This window comes from Paenibacillus agri (assembly GCF_013359945.1).
Taxonomy (GTDB): Bacteria; Bacillota; Bacilli; order Paenibacillales; family Paenibacillaceae; genus Paenibacillus_AQ; species Paenibacillus_AQ agri.
Map to the genome: position 1 here is coordinate 193408 of NZ_JABWCS010000221.1, position 25226 is coordinate 218633.

A 25226-nucleotide genomic window follows, 5' to 3' on the forward strand; every position below is an offset into this window, starting at 1 on the left:
TTAAAAATGATGAAGCAAGGCACAAAGTCTATGATTGCAAGTGCTACAGGCTTAAGTGTTGCTACCTGCGGCAATATTTTAAATGAATTTCTTGAAACAGGTGAAGTGATTGAAACTGAAATGGAGCAGCCAAACGGGGGAAGACCAGCGAAGCGCTTCGTATATAATTCCAATTTTGCCTACATCGCCTGTATATATATTAACGCTGAAGGGGATCAACACTCATTAACTTATAGGGTAGCGAACTTATCGGGTGAGGAGATTGATGCTGGTCTTCATGCCGTAGAGCTGGCCGACGTTACTGTTATTGAGCATGTAATCGAATCGCTGATCACCAAGCATCCCGAGATTAAGGCCCTTGGTATTGGGATTCCAGGTCTTGTCCATCAAGGGGTCATTAACGTTTGTGACATTGCAGAGTTAATTGATGTACCTTTAGAATCACGTTTAAAAGAGAAATATGAGATTGAGGTTACCGTTGATAATGATATGAACCTGACGGTTTATGGCTTTTATAAAAAGCAGGATTATGAAGAGGACAAAACCATTGTAGTGGTGACCTTCCCGCGGAATAACTTTCCCGGATCGGGCATGATGATTGACGGATATATTCATCGCGGCACAACCCAGTTTGCGGGGGAGGTATCCTTTCTGCCCTTTGGGATCTCACGTCAAGAGCAGTTTGCCAGGCTGCACCAGCAAGATACATTTGAGTCTTTGGCAGCCACGACGATTATGTCGCTCATTGCAGTTATTAACCCCGAGACGATAGCACTAACTGGAGAACTGGCGAAAGAAGAGCATATTAAGGGAATCTATCAGCTCTGCTCGGGCGTCATTCCTGATGAGCATATGCCACAAATTATCGTGTTAGATCATCCGCATGACCACTACATGAATGGATTAATTGCTGTCACGCTGGAAAGCTTGAGCTATAATCTGCAGTTGGTTGAGAGACGACGGTAGGGTTTTTGAAGAGGATAGTTATTGGATTAAACGCCTGAGAAGGCGTTTTTTTGTTTTGTGTAAGCTTATTAGTAATACTTTATTTGAATTAAAACATAGGTTAAAGGATATTTCTCGTATTAATCTCCCTTTGTTACAATCAGGTTGTTATCTAAAGGAGGTTATATAATGAACTATCGTAAATTAGGAGCGAGTGGCTTACATCTAAGTGAGATTGCCTATGGCAATTGGATTACACATGGTGCTCAAGTGGATAATGATACAGCTTATGCTTGTGTGCACGCCGCACTGGATGTAGGAATCACTACTTTTGATACTGCAGATGTATATTCCGATACGAAAGCTGAAGTGGTGCTGGGCCAAGCATTAAAAGGAGTGCACAGAGCGGATATCGAATTATGCACCAAAGTGTGCCATCCTACAGGGACGGGGCGTAATGCAAGAGGTCTTTCCCGCAAACATATTATGGAGGCGTGTCACGCTTCACTGAACAGATTGCAGACTGATTACATTGATATCTATTATGCGCATCGCTTTGATGCAACAGTATCACTTGAAGAGACTTTTTTGGCTTTTTCAGATCTGGTTCGTCAAGGTAAGGTTCTCTATGTCGGGATAAGTGAATGGACGGCGGATCAGATAGCCGAAGGTGCTGTTTTGGCGAGGGAATTGAAGGTGCCATTGGTGGCTAGTCAACCTCAATATTCGATGTTATGGCGTGTTATGGAGACGGAGGTAGTTCAAGCTTGTGAGCGGGAAGGTATTGGACAGGTTGTCTGGTCACCACTTGCTCAAGGAATTCTTTCAGGAAAATATATGCCAGGGCAACCGCTGCCAGAGGGCTCACGTGCTTCGACAGCTGCGGGATCATCATTTATGAACAGATTGGCCGGTCAGTGGCTGCGGACTGAAGTACTTGCGGCGATCTCGAATCTCTCTTCCATCGCAAGTGAAGTAGGGTTGACGCTTCCACAGCTGGCTATAGCGTGGGTCTTGCAAAATCCACAAGTCTCCTCTGCGATTATTGGGGCATCCAAGCCTGAGCAAGTAATCGAAAATGCCAAAGCTGCGGGGATTCGTCTTGATAGCGAAGTGATGTTGCAAATCGATACTGTGCTAGAAGGACTCGTTGAACGTGATCCTGAAAAAACGGGCTGAATATTATATTATTCAGGATTAATAACTTCTGGACTCAATTGCTCTATGATCTCAAGTAACGCGGATAAGGAGGCACGATCGGAATCGGTTCTCCAAGCTGCATAAAGGGGAATCGATGGTGTGCTTTCTTCAAAGGAACGAAATACGACACCTTTCCGCTGAAAAATAGCAACTGAAGAGGGCACAATGGAAACGCCAAGATTAGCAGCTACCAAGTTTACAATGGTGTACATCTGAATGGCTTCCTGTACAACATTCGGATACACATCGTGTTGGGCGCAAAAGCTCATAATGAGGTCATGAAAAGGAGCTCCTAAATGACGTGGGAACGATATAAACGGTTCTGAAGTTAAAGAACGAATGGACAACGTCGGTAAATGAGCAAGATGATGCTGCTCAGGCAAAACGGCAACAAGGGATTCATTTACTAGAGGACGATGGTTGATATATTTGCTGGACTCTGTATAACGTACAAATCCAATGTGAATCGTTCCCTCATGTAAGGCCTGCCACTGCTGAGCAGACGTTATCTCATGTAACGTGAGTTGGATTTGCGGGAAACGCTCCCGAAACACCTTCAACATATCAACTAATACTCCACCTGCTGCAGAATCAATAAACCCAATTTTCAAATGTCCAATAATTCCTTGATCGGCTAGTTGCGTGTTTTTAATAGAGCGCTCTAGTTGAGACAGGATTAGTTTGGCTTCCTCTAGAAAAACTGCCCCCGCTGGCGTGATCCGAACTTGCCTCTTGTTCCGTTCTAATAATTTCACACCAATCTCATTCTCCAGAGCTTGAATTTGCTGGCTTAGAGGAGGCTGTGTCATATTAAGCTTCTCTGCTGCACGGTTAAAATGCAGTTCCTCAGCTACTGCGATAAAGTATTGCAATTTTTTTATGTCCATACTGTACATTCTCCCTTGTAAGGCTTCTTCAAGCAAGTATAAGGATTTTTGTAGGGAAATGAAAGGAATGGTGTGGTCTTTGGTTGGTGCTGGTGGATGAAATGAAGCGTCCGATTTATCGGGGTATTGTCGAAAAGTAGCTGAATGGAACTAACCCTTGCTTGATGAATAACAAGGTACCTACGCCATGCAACATTAAGCCTGATGGAAAGAACAAGGGCTGGTCGCTGGATAAACATTATGGTGTAACGTTTACTGGCAGGTGAAATCCATATGGGTTACATCACTTATGGAAAAACACGTTCCAAGCGTGGACAGGTGGAGCTTGTACCCGAAGAAGAGTGGATTAAAGTGATGTGGACATATGGAAAGTTGAAAATGCCGGAAGGAAATGAAGTCATTATGGAGCAGTTGCTTAAGAACAGAATGCTGAACCCAAAACAAGGAGGAATATTTTTCTGTTGTCAGATTTATTGTATTGTGAAAAGTGCGGTTCACGGATGAGATTTCGGGTAGGAGAGAACAAGAAGCAAGGGCAGCATTGGAGTGCATTGTGCTATCACCAGCATAAAGACGGCATCTAATGTGAGCAGTGAGGCAAGTTAATGGATGCTGATTTCTTCAATGCTCTGTATGATCGGATTATTAATGTAGACCCGGATATATTACGGGAAATTGAACTGCATGGAAGTCGTTATAGTGATACGCAGACGATCATTGAGGTCAAAGATCAGGAATTGAAGAAGCAGAAGCGAGCGTTGGACTGCTGCATGAATCTTATGAAGAGGATATGATAATGAAGCAAGTGTTTTTTAGAGCCAAAGGCTGTTCGTTCAAGGTAGATACAGAAGTTAGAGGAAGAGTTGAAGGATTTGCGGAAGGTTGTAGTTGATGGTTTGCTACAGTTAATCTATAAGAGATTTTTTTGAAAAATATAAATATTCTAGAAGGGGAAAGGTAATAGTATGTCGAAAATTTGAGTATTATCGAATTTTCGAGAAACGTCTTTACCTATACTATGTTTATTTAGCTAAATGGAAGTGGAAATTCTAAAGTAAGTAAATACGATTATTTAAATGTATGTAGGAGGAATTTGGATGTCAAATATTAGAGTCTTAGAAATGGATAATGAACATCTTAAAAAAGATTTGATAGTATTTATAAAAAACAATAGATTAATACCAATAATTGGATCGGGCTTTTCGCGTTCGAGTCTAACAATGAACGGAAAAGTTCCAAGTGGAGATGATATGAAGGTTTACATGTTAAATAAATTAAAAGAAAAATTTCCAGATGAAAATTTTTCGCAAGATTTTAGTAAAATTGCTCAGCAATATGAAAATCACTGCGATGTTAGAGATAGGAAGAAATATTTAAATGACAACTTCACAAATGTAAAATTGGAGTGGTATAAAAAAGACTTTCTAAAAATTAATTGGCCTTATATTTATACCTTAAATATTGATGACGCGATTGAAAGTAATAGCAATTTTAATGTAGTGCTACCTCTCAACGAAGTAAACGAAGAATATGAAATGAGTTTGAATAATAAATCTTTATATAAATTACATGGTGATGCAAGGCACTATTTAATGTATAAAAATAGTCAGATGTATATTTTTTCTCAACATCAATATTTAAATAGTTTAAAACAAAATAATTATATGCTAAACAAAATATCTACTGATATTAGATCAAATTGTGCAATTTTTATAGGATGTAGTTTATCGGATGAAATAGATTTATTGTACTCATTGAATATCAATGGGTATACACCTCCAAGTATGAAAAGTACATATTATGTGACTGATCGCGACTTATCTGAACTGCAAAAAAAAGATTTGGAAATATACGGAGTTGATACTATTATAAAGGTGGATAATTATCAAGATTTCTATATTTATCTATCGGAGATTAATGATATGGCACTGAAAATACCGGTTTCAGACATCGATAATTTCCTTAATCCAAGAATTATATATGAAAAAGAAGGATATAATACAAATATTGAATATATATATAAATCCAACAAGATATACGATCATTTTGAGAATGATAAAACGATTATACTTCCTAACTTCTGTGTTCAGCGAGATGTATTTAATGATAATGAGATGTTTCAGAAGAAATTTATTGAAAAGAACTTTGTAGTGGTTTATGGGCATAGATTTTCTGGAAAAACGTATTTTCTCATAAATTTAATGAATCGTTTACATAATGAAAATTATTACTTTATTCCATCTCACTATAAAATTAATAAAGAAACGTTTCTTTTATTGATTGAGGCTGAGAATTCGACATTGTTTTTTGATACTGGGTCAATTGATGACACCCAAATTGAAATCATACATCAGAGACTTAATAAAATAATTAAAAAAAATTGTCGAATAGTTCTTTCTTTAGACTCATCAGAAAAGGAAAATATTAATGCTTTAAATAAATTTAGGAAAAGTACAGAAATAGAAGAAAAGATAAGCATAAACTATATTGATAATAAATTCTCTTTTATAGAAGTAGATTCTTTAAATAGTAAATTAGATTCAAGTGCTATAGGCCGATTTAAAAAAAATAAAAATGAAACATCAAAGAAAACATCCTTTACTTTGCTTGATAATATTTTTAGTATAATAAGAAGCGCTCCGGAAAACGCTATGAAAAATAATTATTTCAAAAATATTCACGAACTAGAAATAGATAATGATCGTATGGTTGCCTTAATAATATTAGCTACTCAAAACAGACTAAGCGCTCATGATATGAGCTTATACAAACTTAATGAGAGTATTGGTAAATTTATTGAGGAGTTGGAGCCTATATCGCAATTTGAATATGCTAGCGAATTTGAAAAAAATTCCTTAGATCATTCTGGTATTAAAGTGATTGTTAACTCCAGGTATTGGGTGCTACATGAGCTCGGTGAATATTCTTTATTAAAGAAAAGAATTCCATTAATTTCGCGTGCTTACAAACGTATTGTCGAAAGTATTTTAGAGAATTATCCGTCAAATTATAAGGGAAGGAGACAAGCAGCTAAAAAAATATCTGAGTATATTAAATTTGATGTAATAAATGATATTTTTCCTAAAGAAGCAAAGGGATCCCTTTTAGTTATTAAAGATATTTATGCAACTCTTGAGTCTCTTTTGAATGATGATTACCAGTATTTTCATCAAAGAGCTAAAAGTCTAGCATGGACAAATGATGAAGGGGATTTAAATAAAGCACTTATATATGCAGCTAAGTCTAAGCATGACATGGAGACAGAAATAACCGATTATAAATTGCAATTTTCATACATGCATGTTTGTTACACAATTGCATCTATTCAAACCAAATTGGCTCAAATTAACCAATACAATAATAATGAATACACTAAAAATGCTAATCAAGCTATTTATGAAGCTCTGAAATTTAAAGAGAATTTAAATTATCTGAAACCTTCAGATGGAGGCCAGATTTCAAGAGGATCACAAAATATAATTGATTTTATTAAATATATGTCCATTAATGGCGGGAAATTTGGTTTGGATTCGACATTAACTAATGAATTGTTTAATAAAATATTAAAAATATGACTTCCGCTGAATTTTAAAAATCCAATCTCATGTTTTATATAGAAAATGTTCAGGTTTTTTATTATCTAAGTGAGGCTGATTATTATAGTACAGCAGAGAAAGGTAATTTAATTTTGTGTGGGCTAGTTTTATAGTTATGCAAATATTTTATAGTCTATATAAATTAATTATTAAACAGATAACTCTGTTCGATCAAGAAGTATCTGTTTCTCTGCGAATTTCCCCCTCCTATTTGGGTAAACTAAAACTAAATTTACCCAAATGGGAGGGGAAGAGAATGAAGCCCATGACAACGAAACACATACCCAATAGAGATTGATGGCCAAGAAATCGCCTTACCTGCTAGCACGCACATAATCTGGTGAGCTGCTTCCCATAGTCCGAAGAAGATTTTGAAAAAGCTAAGTAAGAGAACAAACTTATTCTCTTATCTATTGGGTATAGCTAGTTGTTGGTTCACACGTACCTGTCATTGATGAGATGTTCATATGAATCATCTATTAAAAAACTCCTGCTTACACTTACACAGCAGGAGTTTTTTGTTTTAACTATAGTGTCCCGCATAACATTCTCCCCTTAGATGATACAATATACATATTCTTTTATCCGACAATCCGGCTTTATCTTTAAATAAATTTTCAAGGAGCCAAAATGAAACAATCCCATGCTTTACAAACGAAAAATTCAATCATTAACGATCTAAAACAAATCGGTGTTCAAGAGGGCATGACGCTGATCGTCCATGCTTCCCTGAAAGCTTTAGGAAAAGTTGTAGGGGGGCCAGTCACTGTTATTTTAGCGTTGGAAGAAGCGGTGGGGCTGAATGGAAATATCGTTATGCCGACACAAACTGAACATTTGTGTGAACCGATGGAGTATAATGATGGTTTGACTGAAGAGGAAATACAAATAATAAAAGATAATATGCCTATCTATTACCCTGATCTTACGCCAACTTCATATATGGGATTCATTCCTGAAACGTTTAGAAAACAAAATGGAGTGCTCCGAAGTTCACATCCTCATGTTTCATTTGCTGCATGGGGGAAGAATGCTAAGCGCATAACGGACAATCATAGCTTGGATTATGGGTTAAGTGAGACCTCTCCCCTGGGTAGGATCTATGAATTAGAGGGATATATTCTATTCCTTGGCGTTCCAGCAGACACGAATACTTCATTGCATCTAGCGGAGTATAGACAGAAGAACACTTTTATTCAACCGAAAGTCTGGGGAGTGAAAATATCAGTGGATGGAGTTGAACAGTGGACCACTTATGATGACATTAATAATGAGTCTGATGATTTTGGCCTGATTTTTGATGATTTCAAGTCCAATAGTAACGTGGTAAAAGAGGGACTAGTAGGAGAAGCTAAGAGTTATCTGATACCGCAGAGAGAAATGGTTGATTACGCCTTAGAATGGATGAATCGGAATAGAAGATAAGTCCTTTTGAAAATAGCCTACTTATAAGAAACTCCAATTATATAGACTCTTTCTAAAATCAACTGAAAATGCACGCACAGAGCGGAGGGCCCTAGGGGATTCTGGAGAAGCGAAGCGTTCGCCTTTAAAGCCCGATTACAACCTTTAGTTCTTTGTACAATCCAGTAATCGGGCTTTAACAGCGATCGTAAGAACCCCCCGAACCCGCAGCGGCCTCATCCAGCGCCAACAGCTAATTTTAACTTTGACCCACTTTTAAATACTTAAAATTGTAACAATTATTGGGGCCGTATAGCCCTTTCGAGTCATGCTGACAACATCCTTGTGGTGCTATGGTAGATATTAAGGTTTTTGGGAGGGGACAGCCACGTATAAACGAATCAAGCTGATGATCTTGCTGCTTCCGACGCTCATGGTCGGGGTCTGGGAGATTGTCCGCCATCAATTTCTGATGGAATATATCTCTATGGATATGGGGAATTACTTGACACCAGTGCTTGTGTTTCTGCTAAGCATCGTGCTCCTTGTACCGCTGTTCTCGATCATGGAGCGGGGGCAGCAGGAGCTGGAGCAGGAGCGTGCGGTCAAGAACGCCATGGAGGCACGGGAAAGATTGGCCAAGGAGCTGCATGACGGAATGGCGCAATCGCTGTTTCTGCTGTCGGTCAAAATCGATCGGTTGGAGAACAACCGTAAGAATGGTGAGGTCAGCGAGGACAATGTGCGTCAGATTACGAAGACGGTACATGAAGTGGACCGCTACGTCCGTCAGGCGATAGCCAATCTCAAAATTCCAGTATCAGACCAGATTCCATTCTCGCTGGAGCAATCCGTCAAAGGCCAGCTGGAACAAATTGCAGGCGAGGTAATGATCGACGTCTCTCTGGATTGGACGTTGCCGGATCTGGCGTTCACTGCCAAAGAAAAAGCCGAGCTGCTGTCATGCATCCGCGAAGCCATCATTAATGTACGGAAGCATACGCGGGCAGCCAGGGTGTCGATCTCCGGCGAGGGCGACAAGGATCATTGGCGAGTGACGGTGATCGATGACGGCGAAGGTTTCCGGCATAACCCGTTTGAGGTGAGCGGCAGCTATGGTCTCCAGATCATGAAGGAACGTGCGGAAGGCATGGGCTGGGGACTGCGGGTAGATTCAGGAGACGGGGGAACCGTGGTGGAGATTACCAAAGGGGGCGTTCCGGCATGAAGCGATTCAGGGTCTTGATCGTAGATGACCATGCTCATGCGCGTGAGGCGATGAGTGAGATTTTATCCATGGATGACAGCTTTGAAGTCATAGGGGTGGTGGCGAGCGGGGCGGAAGCCATAGCTTTTACAGAGCAGTGGATGCCTGACCTCATCCTGATTGATATTCAGATGCCAGAGATGGACGGGCTGGAGACTACCCGGCGCATTAAACAGGGATATCCTTATGTGAAAATCGTGATTGTCACCGTCTCGGATGAAATCTCCTATCTGTTCGAAGCCTTGAAGCAGGGCGCACAGGGATATTTGCTGAAAAATCTCGCTCCGTCAACTTGGATTCAATATTTGCACTCCATTATGCATGAAGAGGTCCCGCTCAGCCGGGAGCTGGCCGTGCAGATCCTTAAGGAGTTTGCTGTTCCCTCTGTGATAGAGGAGAGAGAGGCATTAACCGCACGGGAGAAGGAGATACTAGACTGTGTATCATCCGGTTCCACGAACAGGGAGATCGGTGTCATTCTGGGCATATCGGAGCATACGGTGAAGAACCACTTGAAGAATATTTTGCAAAAGCTTCAGCTGCAGAACCGGACCCAGTTGACCAGATACGCATTAGAGCAGGGACTGGCATCACGATCCTTGCAATTCCCCAAAGAAAAATTATAAATATCACACGATTTAGAAGAGAGGCTACTATGAAAAATCTTTATCGCAAACTAATGACTTTGATCGCACCATCTGTCGCACTTGTACTGCTCTTCGCAGCTGTAGCGAGCGCGCATGTTACTGTTTCCCCATCCCAATCGGGCGTAGGCGCATGGGAAACTTACACCTTAAAGGTACCTGTGGAGAAGGATTCACCCACTGTGCAAATCGATCTGCGTATGCCGGCAGGCGTGGAATTTAAGCAATATGAGGCCACTCCAGGCTGGAAAGTAACCATTGATGGCAATAAAGTGAGCTGGATCGCTACAGGAGACGGTATTCAGTCTGGACAGTTCCAGCGCTTCACGTTTACCGCCAAAAATCCGGATCAGGCTGGAAAAGTAGCTTGGGATGCTTATCAGCATTATGCAGATGGGTCCCTTGTACAATGGTCGGGTGAAGAAGGCAGCGAGAGCCCACATTCTATTACGGAAATCTCCGGTACTGCTGCGGCAGGCGGCCATTCCCACGGTATGGACATGGATATGGGAGAGGGTACGGATACAGCTACAGCTACATCGTCTTCTACTTCTCCAGTTGGTTATATTGCGCTAATCGCTTCTATTTTGGCCTTGATCCTGGCAGTCATTGGACTGTTTAGACGCCGCCAAGCATAAGCATACGCTTTTCGATAACAATCTTTGTATATCCTATAAACCCTGATGCCCGAGCTGGCGTCAGGGTTTATTTTAATTTTATTTATTAAATAAAAACTCCTCTTAAATTAAGATCAATTTCTTCCGATAAAAATGAGAGAAATAGCATAAAAATGTATGCATAATTGAACAAGAGGGAGTTTAACCAAAGTGAACCAGTTAAAAAAAGGGGTCTTCACCATCAGAAACATGTCTCTTCGGATCAAACTTCCTGCACTGATCACCGGGTTGGTCATCATCGCCATGTTCGCACTGGCGATGGCCGTGTACAGTTTGGGATCTAACTTACTGCTGAAGAAAAGCAAGGATGAAATTATTGCCAGCGCCGATCGCATCGGGGAAGGACTGTGGACAGCCGCTCAATTGCAGAAGCAGGCTTCGTACCTGATCTCGACGGACAGTCTCTTAGGTGATCTTCTGAAACTCAGAGCATCGGGCACATTGTCAGACACGGAGTTTTTCTCTGACAAGAACACGCTATTGACTTCTGCCAATGAGAAATTGATCAAGATCCAGAAGGAAACTACGGGCAACCAGTCCTTGATTCTATTGGATGCCAAAGGAATTATGGTCGCTGGGAACAACACAGAATTGATTGGCAGCAACTTATCAGAGCGGGAGTATTACCAGAAGGCCATTACAGGTGAGGCATTTATCAGTGATGCGATCAAGTCTAAGAGCTCGGGCCAGATCGTGATTGTCTTCTCTCAGCCGGTTAAGGGACCAGACGGGAAGGTGATTGGTGTCTATGCATCCACGGTTGCGTCCGATTTCTTCACGGAGAAGCTCGGTAAGATTCAAATCAACGGGGAAGGCCGGATTGAAATTGTTAGCCGCAGTGGTATAGAGCTATATAACTCCAAGGATGAGTCACTGGTCGGAACCAAGATTGAAGGTATTGAAGATCTGTTGAAAATCAAGTCCGAGGGCGATATCGCTACAGGTATAATTGATGACGATAATGGTGAATATGTCCGCTATAACAAAATTCCGGATTCGGATTGGATAGTAGCCGTTATCGACACGTATAAAGATATTAAGAAACCGATTGAATTGATGTTGAATCAGCTGATCATAGTAACGGCTTTTGCGATTCTACTGACTATAATTTGCGGACTTCTGATTTCCCGTGCGATCACGAAACCGATTTTCCAACTCACCAAGCTGTTCCGTCAGCTATCTTCCGGGGACTTGTCGGTATCGGCAACGGGGCGCTACGATAGTGAATTCAGAGAACTCGCGGACAGCTTCAATGAAATGGTACGGCAGAACAAGGAATTGATCTCCAATATGAACATTTCGATAAATGTATTGAATGAAAGTACCGAGGATCTGGACAATGCCTCCAGACAGGCGGCACAATCTATTTCCGAGACGACTTCTACATCGACGGAAATTGCCAAGGCGATGGAATCGCAAGCCAATGATACCGAACTGATCGTGGATAAGTTTGTCAGCTTCGGTGACAAATTCGTCTCTATGAATGAAAAAGCTCAATCAGCTAAAGACCGGGCGGATGAAATCGTGGAAGTCTTCCATACCAGCAATCAAGTGGTAGAGGAGCTGGGCAAGATCAGTGAGAAGAATGGAACTGAAGTGCAAAAGATCTCGGTCATCACTCTGAAGCTGCAAGAAAGCTCTAATAACATCAGTAAAATTACCGGCGCAATCAACAATATCGCCAAACAGACCAATCTGCTTGCCTTGAATGCATCCATCGAGGCTGCCAGAGCCGGAGAGTTCGGCCGAGGGTTCTCCGTAGTGGCTGCCGAGATTCGTAAGCTGGCGGAACAGAGCACCAGACAGGCAAGCGAAATTAACGAAATTATCGGACAGAACCTGGCGTTTGTAGAAGAGAATCATCAAAGTGTACAAGAAATTAAAGACATCACTGCCCTGCAAGATGAATATGTGGGTAGAACCAGAGAAGCTTTCCATACCGTGTATAAGAATGTACAAGATATCAATGCACAAATCATTGGAATGGCGGATGAAGTAACCCGTATGCAGCAGGATAAAGAAGAAATGCTGGAATCCTCGCAGAACCTGTCTGCTTCCGGTGAAGAAGTCTCTGCCTCTGTCCAGGAAGTGACAGCAACGATGCATGATCAGTCCGCGATGGTGCAGCAGCTTGCCGAAATGGTAGAAACCATTGACCTGCTGACCAAGGATCTGGCGAAGTCGTCAGCCAGGTTCAAGACGGAATAAGGAAATAGGGATCAGCTAAAAATCGATGCCTATAAGCCGTTGAACGAGCATGGCATGAAATAGATTGAATTTAAAACCTGCGAAGAGAGATCCCTGAATCCGCCTTACGTAGGAACGAACAAAAACAAAAGGACCCGTTAGGGTCCTTTTGTCATACATGCACCTATTTCAGCACAAACTGCGCGGTCACCGGATTATGGTCACTATTCGCAAAATTCAGCTCCTGGCCATGGACTGCCGTTACCTCTACGTTCGGTGAGACGAGAAAACCGTCAATGACGGCCCGGAAGTTCACGCCTTCGCTGTAAGAGACATCGAGGGTGCGGACAGAAGGGATTGCTGGATCAACCGCCCAATGAAAGCCTTGAGGAAGGAAGTCTGCTGGAAAAGGCTGAAGCCATGCCGGCCATCCCTGGGTGGTCTCGAACAGCTTTGAATCTGTGCCGGGCAAGGTATGATTCCAGTCCCCGCCGATGATAAGATAATTGCCGTGTTGGCTTTCTTTTTCGATATAAGCATTAAGATATTCCAACTGTTGCTTTCGGATGTGACCACCCTTGTCATAAGCGGACAGATGAGCATTGAGCAGTACTAATTCTTTGCCATTGTCCACTGGGAACCTGCTCTCAATGAACGCACGATCCAGCTCAAATAGCTGATAAGGCCAGCTTTCTTTGCCAGGCAGATCATAACGGAGATGGCTGCTGGTTTTAGGCTTGGCCAAAGTTACCAACCCACTCTGTACGGAACCCATCGGATGAAGGACCGGAAGCGGCACCCACGGCGTTTTATAATTCAAAGCAAAGACATGGCTGTAATCCGGCATTTCTGAGGTAATATGGGAGACTTCGTCCACCTTGTAGCTTCTGGAAGACTTCACGTCCACTTCTTGTAGCAGGTAGATATCCGAAGTCGAAGTCTTCAGAAAAGACGTGATTTCTTCAAGATTATTCACCGTTTGGGTCTTACTGCTGGAGCGGGCCATGCTGCCACCGTCCATAAAGAAATCCTGACCTGCGTCCAGTCCGGCGTAACCGATATTAAAGGTGGTTACCTGTAAAGGCTGCCCTTGCTGTAGCACAGATCCATTGTTGTTGTAGACTGTGAGCGGTGTAACTTCGGCGGGCTTGTAATCGGTTACCGTAACATAGACCAGAAAACAGCCAAGCGCCAACACGAGGGCAAGGCAGAGCCCTCCTATGATTTTGAATATACTGATCCCCATTTCATCTCTCCCTTTACCTTTGAATGTAACATACAGGGAGTAGTGGGGGCTAGATGATTCTATATTTACAAGGTTTGGCCGCTGTCGACGGTGATGATCTGTCCGGTCATCGCTTCCTGCTCCAGAGCGGCGCAGATCAAGGTGGCTATATCCCCGGGTTCCGCGATACGCTGCAGGAGGAGGTTGGGAGCTAGCTTCTGCATTTGGTCTTCCCGCCCATTCCACCACCTTGTTGCGACAGCTCCCGGCACGACGCAGTTGACACGAATATGAGGGGAAAGGGCTCGGGCCAGAGATTTGGTCAGTCCATGAACGGCCGCCTTAGATACGGCATAGGGCAGAGAGGACCCCAAACCAGTCTCACCGGCGATGCTGCCGAGATTGACGATGGCGCCCTGGCCGTTTTTCACCATATAAGTGGCTACTGCTCTGGCACAGAAGAACATGCTTTTGACATTGGTGTCGTAGAGTTCGTCCCACACCTCCTCGGTAGCGGCTTCCAGATCAGTAAATGGAATATGCTTAGTGATCCCGGCGTTATTGACGAGAAGATCAACGGTCCCGAACCGCTCCACGATATCTGCTACCATACCCCGTACTTCCTGATCACTAGCGACGTTGGCCTGTATGGCGTAAGCTTGACCGCCCTGGCCGGTAATCAATTGAACAGTCTCCTCGGCTTCAGCCTTGGAGCGGCTATAATTGACGGCAACCGTTGCGCCGCGTCGTGCCAGTTCCAGACAGGTGGCCCTGCCGATACCCGTTCCGCCTCCGGTTACAATAGCTATTTTATTTGTTAATTCCATGTTGGGTTCTCTCCTTGTTATTGTTGTAGATACATATGATTTTATAACTGAGATGAGATTATGTATAATTGAATAATATGAATAGTTCGTTCATTTTTATTGAATTTATTACAGTGGAATTGCGAGGGAGCCTGATGGATCTTAAAGCGTACAAAACCTTTCAGAAGATTGTCAGCACCGGGAGCTTCAATCGTGCAGCCGAGGAGCTGAATTATGCCCAATCGACGGTCACCATGCAAATACAGAAGCTGGAGGCGGAGCTGGGTGTACAGCTGCTTGAACGCGGCAAACAGATTGTACTGACCGAGGCGGGGCGGCTATTCCATGAACAAGGACGGCAGATTCTTAAGGATATAGAGCGGCTGGAAAGCGACTTGGCAGAACTGCATACCGGCGATGCCGGGAGCGTACGGATAGGCGTCACAGACCCGACAGCTACCTATCGGCTGCCGGGTCTGCTGAAGACTTTTCTTAACCGCTACCCCAGGGTGGAGGTAGAGGTGGAAATCGCCGGAACACAGGTGCTGAGTGAGCGACTGCTGCGAGGGGAGCTGGATTGGGCGTTGTGTTCTGCCCCGGAGCTGGGCACCGGACTTTATTTTGAGCCGCTGTTCACAGAGCGATTCTTACTGCTCTTGCAGGAGGGGCATCCTTTGGCTGCCAGTCCGCGCATTACCCCGGAAGACCTCCGGGAACACCGTATTCTGATTACTGCAACCCATTGCCCTTACCGTAAAAAGCTGGAGAGTGTCCTGCAGGAATTCGGCGGCTCCCCACTGCATACGATGGTCATCGGCAGCATGGTCGCGCTTAAAGATTATGTTGCTGCTGGTCTTGGCATCGCCCTCGTGCCGGCGGTAATGCTCAATCCGGTGCCGCCCGGCACGGTGTCCCGGCAACTTGCAGGAACCGGCATCGATATGAGCTGCGGAATTCTGTGTAAGACCGCGGAATATCCATTGATACGGTCCAGCGCCAAGCTATACCATTTTTTACGTCAAGAGCTGATGGAGCAGTCTGCATCTTCTTGATTGGTGGGAGATCGTAGCTGGTTTTTATTTACATATAGTTCCCGATGCTCTATTGTTCAGATAGGAGGGATGAATATGAACGAGTTTGATCGGCCTTACACGGGAAGAAGCACTAAAAGAGGCGGGGCGGGAAGATTTTTTTTATTCCTTATTGTGTTGTTAGTTGCTTTGTTAGCTACGAACCCTGGTAAAGAGGATTTTGTAGATTATGCCATCAAAAATATAAGCGAAGAGAGCGGCGGCAAACTGGGAGCGGGAATCGCTAATATGATCGGCAAGCCTGTGCTTAACTCGGTCACAGAACGGGAGAACTACATTTTGTTCTCTGTTTTCAAGCTGCCTGTCTTGGATGGCTCTAATAACTATTTGGGGATATTCAAATTAATCTTCATCAAATTGTAACGATGCCCCTGGATATTATTAAGGAAAACGAAGAGGGGGAGCAAGAGGAATGAAGCTATTTCAACTGAAGTCAGGAGAAGCAGGGAAGCAGTGGCTGAAGGGGTTTTTAGAAGATCATTATGTATGCATCGGTTATCCGGGTCTTGGTGATCTGGAGGGGATCGACCGGGATGAGCTGGATGGAAGACTACAGCAGGCATACGGTTATCAGGGGCAGGAGCTGGCGGGGCATGCTGAGGTCGTGGGCATGTTTGTCCATGCGATGCAGGATGGAGATTATCTGCTTCTTGCGGACGGAGACTGGGTACATCTGGGTGATCTCGGCGACTACTTTTATGATGAACGATTTGATAGTGAGGGAGATGGCAGATGCCACCGGCGCGGGGTGACCTGGCTGACGAGCATTCCATATGCGGCTTTGAATTCTGTTGTAAAAGCTCTCCTTGCTGAAGAGGCAACAGTCTCGATGTTCCAGGAACCGATTGCCGCAGCGCGTCTGGATCTTTGGATCAGGGACACAGAGACGTCCGGCAATCTCTTGAATATAGGCGTTCGTGTGGATGAAGAGACACTGGCTGAAGCGCTTGATATTCTGAAAAAAGCATTGAAAAGTCCTGATGCGGAGCGGCGTGAACGGGCAGCCATTGCAATATTACAATATGCCAAGTGAAATATTACTATATCGTAAATGAAGCGATTTCATAATATAATGGAGGTTGATTGATTACTAGCGCAACATCTACGGAGGGTATAATGGGAATTCAATATCTTGCAGAAGAACGTATTTTTCATCTACAGAGTAAAGAAACCAGCTATGTCATTCAACTTCTCCACACCGGAATCCCGGCGCATGTGTATTGGGGCCGCAAGATTCGTTCCGGTGCATTGTCATCTATTCTGAAGCGCACAGAGCGTTGTTCTTTCTCACCAAGTCCGTTCCCGGACGATATGACGCTTTCATATGATACGCTTGCTCAGGAATATCCGTCATACGGTGTAGGCGATTTCCGCAATCCGGCCTATCAGATTCAGGCTGAGAATGGAACTACCGCTTCTGAAGCTCTATATGATAAACACCGTATTTATAAAGGGAAGCCTGCCCTGGAAGGACTCCCGGCTACGTATACAGAACATGAAGATGAAGCTGAGACCTTGGAGCTTGAATTGGTAGACGCTGTTGCAGGACTCCGCATTATTTTATCCTACACAGTATTTGAGGAATTGAACGCGGTTACTCGTTCTGTTCGTTTTGTGAATGAAGGACAAGCATCCCTCAAGCTGCTACGCGGATATAGTATGAGCGTAGATTTCCGTTCTTCGGATTACGAACTGCTGCATTTGTCCGGAACATGGACACGTGAGCGGTATATAGAGCGCAGAGCGCTTGCTTCCGGCATGCAGGCAGTAGAGAGCCGCAGAGGATCGAGCAGCCATAACCAAAATCCATTCGTAGCCTTGCTGTCTCATGGCGCAGATGAAGACCACGGTGAAGTGTACGGTGTCAGTCTGGTATACAGTGGCAGCTTCTCCGCACAGGTAGAGGTGGACTCTTACAAGACGGCCCGCTTGTCTATGGGGATTAATTCATTCGATTTCAACTGGTTGCTGGAAGCCGGACAGTCGTTCCAGACCCCGGAAGCCGTACTGGTATTTTCTCCAGATGGTATCGGAGCGATGTCCAGAACCTATCATAAATTGTATCGTACCCGCTTGGCCCGCGGCATTTACCGTGATCGCACCCGTCCGGTGCTGGTTAACAACTGGGAAGCAACTTATTTCGACTTCAATGCAGAGAAGATCGAGAACATCGCGCGTGCTGGTGCTGAACTGGGAATCGAGTTGTTCGTATTGGATGACGGCTGGTTTGGGCACCGTGATAATGACCGCAGCTCGCTCGGCGACTGGTTCGTTGACCGGAAGAAGCTGCCGGAAGGTCTCGGAGATCTGGCAGAGCGCGTGAATAAGCTGGATATGCAATTCGGCCTCTGGTTCGAGCCGGAGATGATCTCCCCGGACAGCGAACTGTACCGTGAGCATCCAGACTGGTGCCTGCATGTGCCGGATCGTCGCCGTACCCTGGGCCGTACCCAATTAGTGCTGGACTTCTCCCGTGAGGATGTTTGCCAGGCCATTGGCGACCAGATCGTGGAAGTGCTGCGCAGCGCACCGATCACCTATGTTAAATGGGACATGAACCGCAATATGACCGAGATTGGTTCGGCATTGCTGCCACCGGAAAGACAACGTGAGACGGCGCACCGTTATATGCTGGGTCTGTACGGAATGTTGGAGCGGATTACTGCTGAATTCCCGAATATCCTGTTCGAGAGCTGCTCCGGCGGTGGCGGACGTTTTGACCCGGGGATGCTGTATTACATGCCGCAAACCTGGACAAGCGACAATACTGATGCCGTCAGCAGACTCAAAATCCAGTACGGAACTAGCATCGTCTACCCGATTAGCTCCATGGGCAGCCACGTCTCTGCGGTTCCGAACCATCAGGTACACCGCTCTACTTCCCTGGAAATGCGCGGGCATATCGCGATGTCCGGAAACTTCGGGTATGAGCTGGATCTGACCCAGTTTACTGAAGAAGAGAAGGCTGCTGTGAAGGAGCAAGTGGCGCTCTACAAAGAGCTGCGTTCCCTGGTTCAATTCGGCGAGCAATACAGATTGCTGAGTCCTTTCGAAGGCAATGAGACCGCCTGGATGATTGCTGCCGAGGACAAATCCGAAGCTGTAGTGGTGTATGCGCGTGTACTTGCCGAGCCGAATGATCCGCTTCATTATCTGCGCCTGAAGGGACTTGATCCTGAAGCTGATTATGAGTGGGTTGAAGGCGGAGGCGTATATGGCGGGGATCTGCTGATGTATGCCGGATTGCCACTGCCTGATCTTCAAGGAGACTTCCAAAGCGTGCTCTGGCGTTTTAAAAAAGTCCAAGGGTAATTTGATATAGCCAAACTTTATGTGAGGCCTCAACAAGATGACTTCCGATATATCGGGAGTCATCTTTTTATATCTGAGGGGTCCTTCCCAGGTACAGTTTCCACTTGAAGTTATAGGGATGTCCCCTTCTGGCGTCAGTTCAAATTAAGCTAATTCAGAATAATTAAAGTATAAATGGGCTAAAGCTGTTATTATTTTTATAAACCTTAAAGTTGTACCAGAACATTTGGCTTTAACAGCGCTCGTAAGAACTCTTCGAACCTGTAGTGGTGCAAGAAACAGAAAGGATGTTTGGGATTGGGGAAAAGAGAAGATATCACCGATGCCACGCTGGATTTGATTGACGAGCTTGGATTGCAGTCGGTTACCATTGCTCAGATCTTGAAAAAGGCGAAGGTTGGCTCGGGCACGCTATTTAATTATTTTCGAACCAAGGACGAGCTCGTTCACGAAGTATACAGGCTGGCAAGAAATAAGATGGGCTATAGTCTGCTGGAGGGCTATGACTCCACTGCCAGTCTGTATGAGCGGTTTACCAGTCTTCATCGGAATCGAATACGCTTTGGAATGAAATACCGCAAGGAATTTCTGTTCAGTGACAGCTATTCCTTTTCGCCATATATACCGCCGGAACTACGTAATATGGATGAGTCGGGTGAGATCCAGGAGATCATGTCCGTCTTGTCCGAAGGACAGAAACAAGGTCTGATCCGGGATATGGATGCCAAGCTGTGTCATCAGATTACCTATGGAATTGTAGCTTCGGTATTAAAGGGCTACTATATTCAAAAATACGAATTGGATGAAAAGAGGGAAAAGGAGACGCTGGAAGCTTGCTGGAAAGCGATTAAGCTGTGACCCGGCGTCTGAAGTCAATAAAACCCGCAGAACAGAGGACTTTGTGAGAGTCTCTCCGTCTGCGGGTCTTTTTTAATTACTAACAGCTGTATAAGCTGAACTTAAGAATTAGGCAGGATGACTGGAGAATGCCCTGTAAAAATAAGGATATCATCAATCAGCAAGGTGCTATTCTTAAGTTCACTTTATATAATCACGTTACCTCAAGCTATCGGCTCAAAAAAATTCAACAAACTCATTGACCGGCTTACGGTAGCCGCGGGGTCTGATCTTGTGCTGGTTGTCCTTGCCGATGGTAATGAGCATCACCGGAACGAGGTTGTCCGGCAGATTCAGGACATGTGCCACAGCGGCTGGATCGAACCCGATCATGGGGCAGGTATCCCAGCCCTTGTCTTTGGCAATCAACATGAACTGCATGGCGGATAGGGAGGCATTACGGATTGCTTCGTCGCGCTGGAACGCGTCATTGCCGATGTAAGCTCCGTTAATGGCCTCAATTTGCTCATTATATTCTTCTTCTGACATCGCACCGAGAAGCTTAAGACCGCCATAGATTTCCGGAGCCTGAAGATACGCGTGTTTATCACCCAGCACGACGATGACGGCGGATGCCGTATGAGTCTTGTACTGACCGTAGGCTGCCTCGCGAATCTCTTCTTTTATCTTTTCGCTGGCAACGACTTTGTAGTGGGTGTGCTGCAGGTTATAAGCAGATGGGGCCAGTCGGGCTAGAGAGAACATTTCCTCCAGCTCATGCTGGGGAATCTTGATGCCTTCCACAAAATTGTTAGCCGATCTGCGGGATTGAACCAAATCTGTAAATGTACTCATATTGAACGCCTCCAAAAATATATGTAGTGGTTAATAATCAATAGCTAGTATTAAATAATGAACTTACTATTAGTTACTCACTTAAAGTATCACACCTTTTGTCGGCCGTCAATGATGAAATATACTTTTTTTTCTTGATAGTAGGTTTATATAGATTGAACTAAAAACTTAACACAAGCCTCACTATGAAAGCGTATGACATTTTTGGCAAGGGTCTGCTATAATAGACTTCGTTAGAGGTGATCGGCTGGCAGAAACGGACGGGTTCGGTCACGCTACGCTACAGATGCAGTCAGAGGAGGATTCTATTCATGGCTTTTAAGAAAAATGACGTCATCCTGTTCCAGGGCGACAGTATTACAGACGCAGGACGCAATTATGAAGACGCTTTATCGCTGGGCTACGGCTATCCTTTATTGATCGCTAGCCGGCTTGGACATCTCTATCCAGAGAAGAACCTTACCTTCCTTAACCGGGGCATCAGCGGCCATCGTGCCGTGGATTTGCAGGGGCGTTGGGACAAGGATTGTCTTGATCTGAAACCAACCTGGGTCTCCATTTATATCGGGATTAATGACACTTGGCGCCGCTATGATTCTGGAGATGCAACCTCGGCGGAGAAGTTCGAAGCTTCCTATCGTGATTTGATTGAACGCACGAAGAAGACGCTTGACGCGAAGCTGGTGCTGGTTGAGCCGTTTGTACTGCCTGTGCCGGAAGACCGGAAGGGTTGGCGCGAGGACCTGGATCCTAAAATTCATGTGGTGCGTGAGCTTGCCCGTGAATATGGAGCGCTCCTGGTTCCGCTTGATGGCCTGTTCGCTGCGGCATCCGCCACAGCTGAGCCTGCATACTGGGCACCGGATGGCGTTCACCCGTCTTCTGCGGGTCATGGACTGATTGCTGATGCCTGGTTGAAGACAGTTGGCGTGGAATAATTACAGACCAGACGGGTTGTTGTATCTGAACTACATATGAACTCATAAACGAAAGACTGAATCCGGCCCAAGTGACCGATTCAGTCTTTTTTTGAAGCAACCGCTATCGTTTTTTCGTACAAAATTTCATTCATGGAGTTTATCGTTTATAATGGAGTGTACAGTTTTTTGGAGGTGATTTTCCATTCGTCATTTCTTTCTGATCGTATCCCTTCTTGCAGTGATGGTGTTAAGCGGGTGCCAGAATGCTTTTGGATATATTAATGCAAGGTGGATTCATGAGATCAGCCTGACCTATCATCAACTGGACCAACAAACGGAGCAGCAAGCAGCGAATGTTGAGCCGAAGTCTATTTCTGATGCTGCCCTGATCAAGACGGTAGCGGAGGCGATGAACAAGAGCAAGCGGATTCAGGGAGAGCTTGATTACGCCCCTGATTTTATAATGAAGCTGGTTTACGGGGACGGATACACTGAAGAATATGCCCTCGGCCTTGGAAAAGAGAAGGGACATAACGGGCTGCTCGTTGCTAGCGTTAACAGCGGTAAAGGCTATTCCATACCGGCGAAGCATGCTGACAAACTCAGGGACATGATATACGGGGCGGCCAGTGCGGATGGCGAATAGCCGGCTGCGAAATCCGTTCAAGCTACTGCTCCCATTAACGGGACGGGAGGAGTACCTGAATGGGACTGAATTTCAGCGGGTTGATCCATAACGCAGACTGTAGGATTCTTTTCTCCATACATAAGGTAAAATGGAAGAGTTCAGTTCAAGTATATAAGGCGAATGGGAGAAATTAACAGAGGGAAGGGAGGAACGAAGGGGGAGGTTTGGAACTGTAGGAGCGAAGCGCTCGTCTGAAAACTTTCCGCAGGAAAGCTCGCATCGGAAGCGCAGGCTGTCTCCGGATTTTATCCGCGAATAGCGGTATAATCAAAAAAATCTGGAGACAACAACGGCCGGAAGTCCAAACATTCCACCGTAGTGACGACCAAGCCTTGAGTGTGAATCTTAAGTTCGTCTTATATAGAGGGCAAACATGGAGTATTGCCGCATATGATGAGGTAAACATAAAGAGATTTTATTGGGCGAGAGGAATGTGAACTAATGATATGTAATACAGCGAAAGACCTGGAAGGCCTGAAGGCAGCAGGGAAAGTGGTGGGCTACACCATTGCCGAGATGAAAAAGAGTGTTGTGCCGGGAATGACTACGCGTGAGCTTGATGAGATTGGCGCGAAAATTCTGAAAGAGGCCGGGGCGGCGTCAGCTCCCCAAGTGACGTACAATTTTCCAGGAGCGACCTGCATCAGCGTTAATGAGGAGGTAGCTCATGGTATCCCTGGCTCCAGAGTTATTCAGGCGGGGGATCTCATCAACATCGATGTGTCCGCAGAATTGAACGGGTATTACGGAGATGCCGGGGTGTCCTTCCAGCTCCCGCCTTATAATGAGAAGCTTCAGCATTTGTGCCGCAGCACCGAAGAAACGATGATGAGCGTAATCAACCATCTCCGGGCCGGCATGAAGGTTAATGAGATCGGCAGAGTTATGGAGAGCGAGGCACGCAAGCGTGGGTACAGAGTGATACGTAATCTTTGCAGCCATGGAATTGGGAAATCCCTGCATGATAAGCCGAATGAAATTTTGCCATATTATGAACCCCGTATAACCACCGTTCTAAAAGAAGGGCAAGTTCTTACTGTGGAACCGTTCCTCTCTACCGGTGCAGAGTATGTAGATCCGCAAGCGGATGGATGGACACTCAGCGTGGCGGATGACAGCCGGGTGGCGCAGTATGAACATACTATTATTGTAACTAAGGGCGAGCCGGTGATTCTGACGCGTGCTTAACAGCCATGGGCGTCTCTTCTCATAAGGTTAACAATGGAGTAGAATGTAACTATTACTGTTGCATTAAAAAGGGCGCCCTTATCTGAGAATGCTACTGTGAGGAGAGATCAACATGAACATCAGCACCCGGTTTGCGGTTGCTATTCATATTCTGACTTTGATTGACAGCAACAAGGATGGCAAAAGCACTTCGGAGTGGATTGCCAGCAGTGTTAACACGAATCCCGTGGTGATCCGCCGGATCACAGGGATGCTAAATAAAGCGGGTCTGGTGGATGTGCGTCCGGGAGTGGCGGGTGCCAAGCTGGCACGTGATCCTGAGCAGATTACCCTGCTTGAGATTTATAAAGCGGTAAATGCCGTGGAGGAAGGCTCTCTTTTTGCTATACATGAGCATCCGAACCCTGACTGTCCGGTTGGTAAGAACATCGCCGGAGCGATTGTGCCGGTCTTTGGCCGTGCGCAAACAGCGATGGAGAGTGTGCTGCAGGGCGTCACGCTCGCCGAGATTGCCAACGAAATGCCGGTGATCTGAGCATTGGAATAGAGAAAGGTACGCGTAAGGCCAGCGATATGTGCGAACATGGCGCTGGCCTTTTTTATACTGAGGGATTGATGTGAGAAACCGTCGTGGTAACGCAACTGTTACCCTTTGGTGTGTCGTCGGGAATGATGCCAGAAATCTGTATGACAGCCTTGGCTTCAAGGAAAAGTATACGATGGAATTTGTTCGGAAAACGTTGTGATTTCTATTGTATTCTCATGTATAATGAAATCTGATTTCCAAGACGAAGGGACTGAACTATGCGCAGATATCAATATTTTAAACCTGGCTATTAAAATATAATGGAGGTAAAAGTATTGATTACAGTGTTAGAAACAGAACGTTTGCATTTGAGAAAAATGGATGTATCGGATTCTTCTAGCTTGTTTAAAATTTGGTCTGATCCAGAAGTTACTAAATTTATGAATGTTAGTTGTTTTACTGATGAACATCAAGCAATCGAAATGATTAATCTTCTTGATGATCTTTCTCAAGACCTTAAGGCTATTCGTTTCTCCATAATTAACAAAGAGTCCAATGAAATTATAGGTTCTTGTGGTTATAATTCTTTGGATTTTGAAAATGAAAAAGCAGAGATAGGGTATGATATTGCTAAATCATTTTGGGGAAAAGGATATGCTTCAGAAGCTCTCTCTTCTTTGTTAGATTATGCATTCTCATCTTTGAAGCTAAATCGAATCGAAGCAAAGGTTGATCCCCAAAATGTGAATTCTATCAAGCTTTTGCAGAAGCTCAATTTTACGTTTGAAGGAACACTTAGACAATACGAAAGAGTAGACGGAAAGTTTAACGATCTCAATGTTTATTCAAAATTAATATTAGATTAATTTGAGTTTTTTCCTACTTTGGAACACGAGGGTCTATTAAAGAGTACTTTGTTCTAGGAAGGGCATTCCAAAGAGTCATGAAATGGCTGCTAGGGGATGTCCTTT

25 protein-coding genes are annotated in these 25226 nt (G+C 44.7%); 21 read left to right on the plus strand and 4 right to left on the minus strand.

Translation table 11 applies throughout. The annotated features are described in order from the left end of the window. The first annotated feature begins 6 nt into the window (after positions 1-6). The gene (locus HPT30_RS27595; protein ID WP_246317488.1) at positions 7-966 is read left to right on the plus strand and encodes an ROK family protein; all 960 of its coding nucleotides are present in this window, start codon (positions 7-9) and stop codon (positions 964-966) included. Positions 967-1134: 168 nt separating this feature from the next. Beyond that, a complete protein-coding gene (locus tag HPT30_RS27600) occupies positions 1135-2124 on the plus strand; it encodes an aldo/keto reductase family protein (protein ID WP_175374475.1) in 990 nt (329 codons plus the stop codon). An 8-nt stretch (positions 2125-2132) separates the two neighbouring features. Here HPT30_RS27600 and HPT30_RS27605 read toward each other — a convergent pair whose 3' ends face one another. Continuing rightward, positions 2133-3032, minus strand: a complete 900-nt coding sequence (locus HPT30_RS27605) for a LysR family transcriptional regulator (protein ID WP_175374476.1) — start codon at positions 3030-3032, stop codon at positions 2133-2135. A gap of 273 nt (positions 3033-3305) precedes the next feature. On the opposite strand from HPT30_RS27605, the gene HPT30_RS27610 reads away from it, so the two are divergent. The 9 genes from HPT30_RS27610 to HPT30_RS27645 all read left to right on the plus strand — a co-directional run bounded on the left by HPT30_RS27610 (position 3306) and on the right by HPT30_RS27645 (position 12828). Beyond that, positions 3306-3536, plus strand: coding sequence for a hypothetical protein (locus HPT30_RS27610; protein ID WP_175374477.1), 231 nt, complete (start codon positions 3306-3308; stop codon positions 3534-3536). After that, positions 3533-3616: a hypothetical protein gene (locus HPT30_RS31035; protein ID WP_376767076.1), complete on the plus strand. Its 84-nt coding sequence runs from the start codon at positions 3533-3535 to the stop codon at positions 3614-3616. Before HPT30_RS27610 ends, HPT30_RS31035 begins: the two co-directional genes overlap by 4 nt. A gap of 21 nt (positions 3617-3637) precedes the next feature. Next, positions 3638-3826 carry a hypothetical protein gene (locus HPT30_RS27615; RefSeq protein ID WP_175374478.1) on the plus strand — a complete coding sequence of 63 codons (189 nt, stop codon included), beginning with the start codon at positions 3638-3640 and terminating at the stop codon, positions 3824-3826. A gap of 303 nt (positions 3827-4129) precedes the next feature. Beyond that, entirely contained in the window at positions 4130-6607 is a 2478-nt protein-coding gene (locus HPT30_RS27620; protein ID WP_175374479.1) for an SIR2 family protein, read from the plus strand. Positions 6608-7258: 651 nt separating this feature from the next. Further along, complete coding sequence (locus tag HPT30_RS27625; protein WP_175374480.1) at positions 7259-8053, plus strand: AAC(3) family N-acetyltransferase; 795 nt, start codon at positions 7259-7261, stop codon at positions 8051-8053. Positions 8054-8441: 388 nt separating this feature from the next. Next, on the plus strand, positions 8442-9260 hold the full coding sequence (locus HPT30_RS27630; RefSeq protein WP_175374481.1) for a sensor histidine kinase: 819 nt from the start codon (positions 8442-8444) through the stop codon (positions 9258-9260). Then, the gene (locus HPT30_RS27635) at positions 9257-9925 is read left to right on the plus strand and encodes a response regulator (RefSeq protein WP_175374482.1); all 669 of its coding nucleotides are present in this window, start codon (positions 9257-9259) and stop codon (positions 9923-9925) included. Before HPT30_RS27630 ends, HPT30_RS27635 begins: the two co-directional genes overlap by 4 nt. A gap of 29 nt (positions 9926-9954) precedes the next feature. After that, positions 9955-10581: a YcnI family copper-binding membrane protein gene (locus HPT30_RS27640; protein WP_246317489.1), complete on the plus strand. Its 627-nt coding sequence runs from the start codon at positions 9955-9957 to the stop codon at positions 10579-10581. Between the two features lie 189 nt (positions 10582-10770). Continuing rightward, on the plus strand, positions 10771-12828 hold the full coding sequence (locus HPT30_RS27645) for a methyl-accepting chemotaxis protein (protein ID WP_312876385.1): 2058 nt from the start codon (positions 10771-10773) through the stop codon (positions 12826-12828). A gap of 163 nt (positions 12829-12991) precedes the next feature. Here HPT30_RS27645 and HPT30_RS27650 read toward each other — a convergent pair whose 3' ends face one another. Both HPT30_RS27650 and HPT30_RS27655 read right to left on the minus strand, forming a co-directional pair. Further along, positions 12992-14053 (minus strand): endonuclease/exonuclease/phosphatase family protein, encoded by a 1062-nt coding sequence (locus HPT30_RS27650; RefSeq protein ID WP_175374483.1) that lies wholly within the window; start codon positions 14051-14053, stop codon positions 12992-12994. A 65-nt stretch (positions 14054-14118) separates the two neighbouring features. Further along, positions 14119-14859 carry an SDR family NAD(P)-dependent oxidoreductase gene (locus HPT30_RS27655; protein ID WP_175374484.1) on the minus strand — a complete coding sequence of 247 codons (741 nt, stop codon included), beginning with the start codon at positions 14857-14859 and terminating at the stop codon, positions 14119-14121. Positions 14860-14993: 134 nt separating this feature from the next. Between HPT30_RS27655 and HPT30_RS27660 the strand changes: the two genes are divergently transcribed. The 5 genes from HPT30_RS27660 to HPT30_RS27680 all read left to right on the plus strand — a co-directional run bounded on the left by HPT30_RS27660 (position 14994) and on the right by HPT30_RS27680 (position 20099). Continuing rightward, the gene (locus HPT30_RS27660; protein ID WP_175374485.1) at positions 14994-15890 is read left to right on the plus strand and encodes a LysR family transcriptional regulator; all 897 of its coding nucleotides are present in this window, start codon (positions 14994-14996) and stop codon (positions 15888-15890) included. A 75-nt stretch (positions 15891-15965) separates the two neighbouring features. Further along, entirely contained in the window at positions 15966-16292 is a 327-nt protein-coding gene (locus tag HPT30_RS27665) for a hypothetical protein (protein WP_175374486.1), read from the plus strand. 49 nt (positions 16293-16341) lie between these two features. Beyond that, positions 16342-16962, plus strand: coding sequence for a DUF8426 domain-containing protein (locus HPT30_RS27670; protein ID WP_175374487.1), 621 nt, complete (start codon positions 16342-16344; stop codon positions 16960-16962). Positions 16963-17045: 83 nt separating this feature from the next. Further along, a complete protein-coding gene (locus HPT30_RS27675; protein ID WP_175374488.1) occupies positions 17046-19241 on the plus strand; it encodes an alpha-galactosidase in 2196 nt (731 codons plus the stop codon). 297 nt (positions 19242-19538) lie between these two features. Beyond that, complete coding sequence (locus tag HPT30_RS27680; protein WP_175374489.1) at positions 19539-20099, plus strand: TetR/AcrR family transcriptional regulator; 561 nt, start codon at positions 19539-19541, stop codon at positions 20097-20099. Between the two features lie 216 nt (positions 20100-20315). On the opposite strand, the gene HPT30_RS27685 is transcribed toward HPT30_RS27680, so the two are convergent. Next, a complete protein-coding gene (locus HPT30_RS27685) occupies positions 20316-20933 on the minus strand; it encodes a nitroreductase family protein (protein WP_175374490.1) in 618 nt (205 codons plus the stop codon). 311 nt (positions 20934-21244) lie between these two features. Here HPT30_RS27685 and HPT30_RS27690 point away from each other — a divergent pair, with 311 nt between their 5' ends. The 5 genes from HPT30_RS27690 (at position 21245) to HPT30_RS27710 (ending at position 25121) form a co-directional block, all read left to right on the plus strand. Beyond that, positions 21245-21871, plus strand: a complete 627-nt coding sequence (locus HPT30_RS27690; protein ID WP_175374491.1) for an SGNH/GDSL hydrolase family protein — start codon at positions 21245-21247, stop codon at positions 21869-21871. A 223-nt stretch (positions 21872-22094) separates the two neighbouring features. Beyond that, a complete protein-coding gene (locus tag HPT30_RS27695; protein WP_175374492.1) occupies positions 22095-22499 on the plus strand; it encodes a YhfM domain-containing protein in 405 nt (134 codons plus the stop codon). Between the two features lie 483 nt (positions 22500-22982). Next, positions 22983-23729, plus strand: a complete 747-nt coding sequence (gene map, locus HPT30_RS27700; protein ID WP_175374493.1) for a type I methionyl aminopeptidase — start codon at positions 22983-22985, stop codon at positions 23727-23729. 112 nt (positions 23730-23841) lie between these two features. After that, positions 23842-24264 (plus strand): Rrf2 family transcriptional regulator, encoded by a 423-nt coding sequence (locus tag HPT30_RS27705; protein WP_175374494.1) that lies wholly within the window; start codon positions 23842-23844, stop codon positions 24262-24264. Positions 24265-24590: 326 nt separating this feature from the next. Further along, positions 24591-25121: a GNAT family N-acetyltransferase gene (locus HPT30_RS27710; RefSeq protein WP_175374495.1), complete on the plus strand. Its 531-nt coding sequence runs from the start codon at positions 24591-24593 to the stop codon at positions 25119-25121. The last annotated feature ends 105 nt before the right edge of the window (positions 25122-25226 follow it).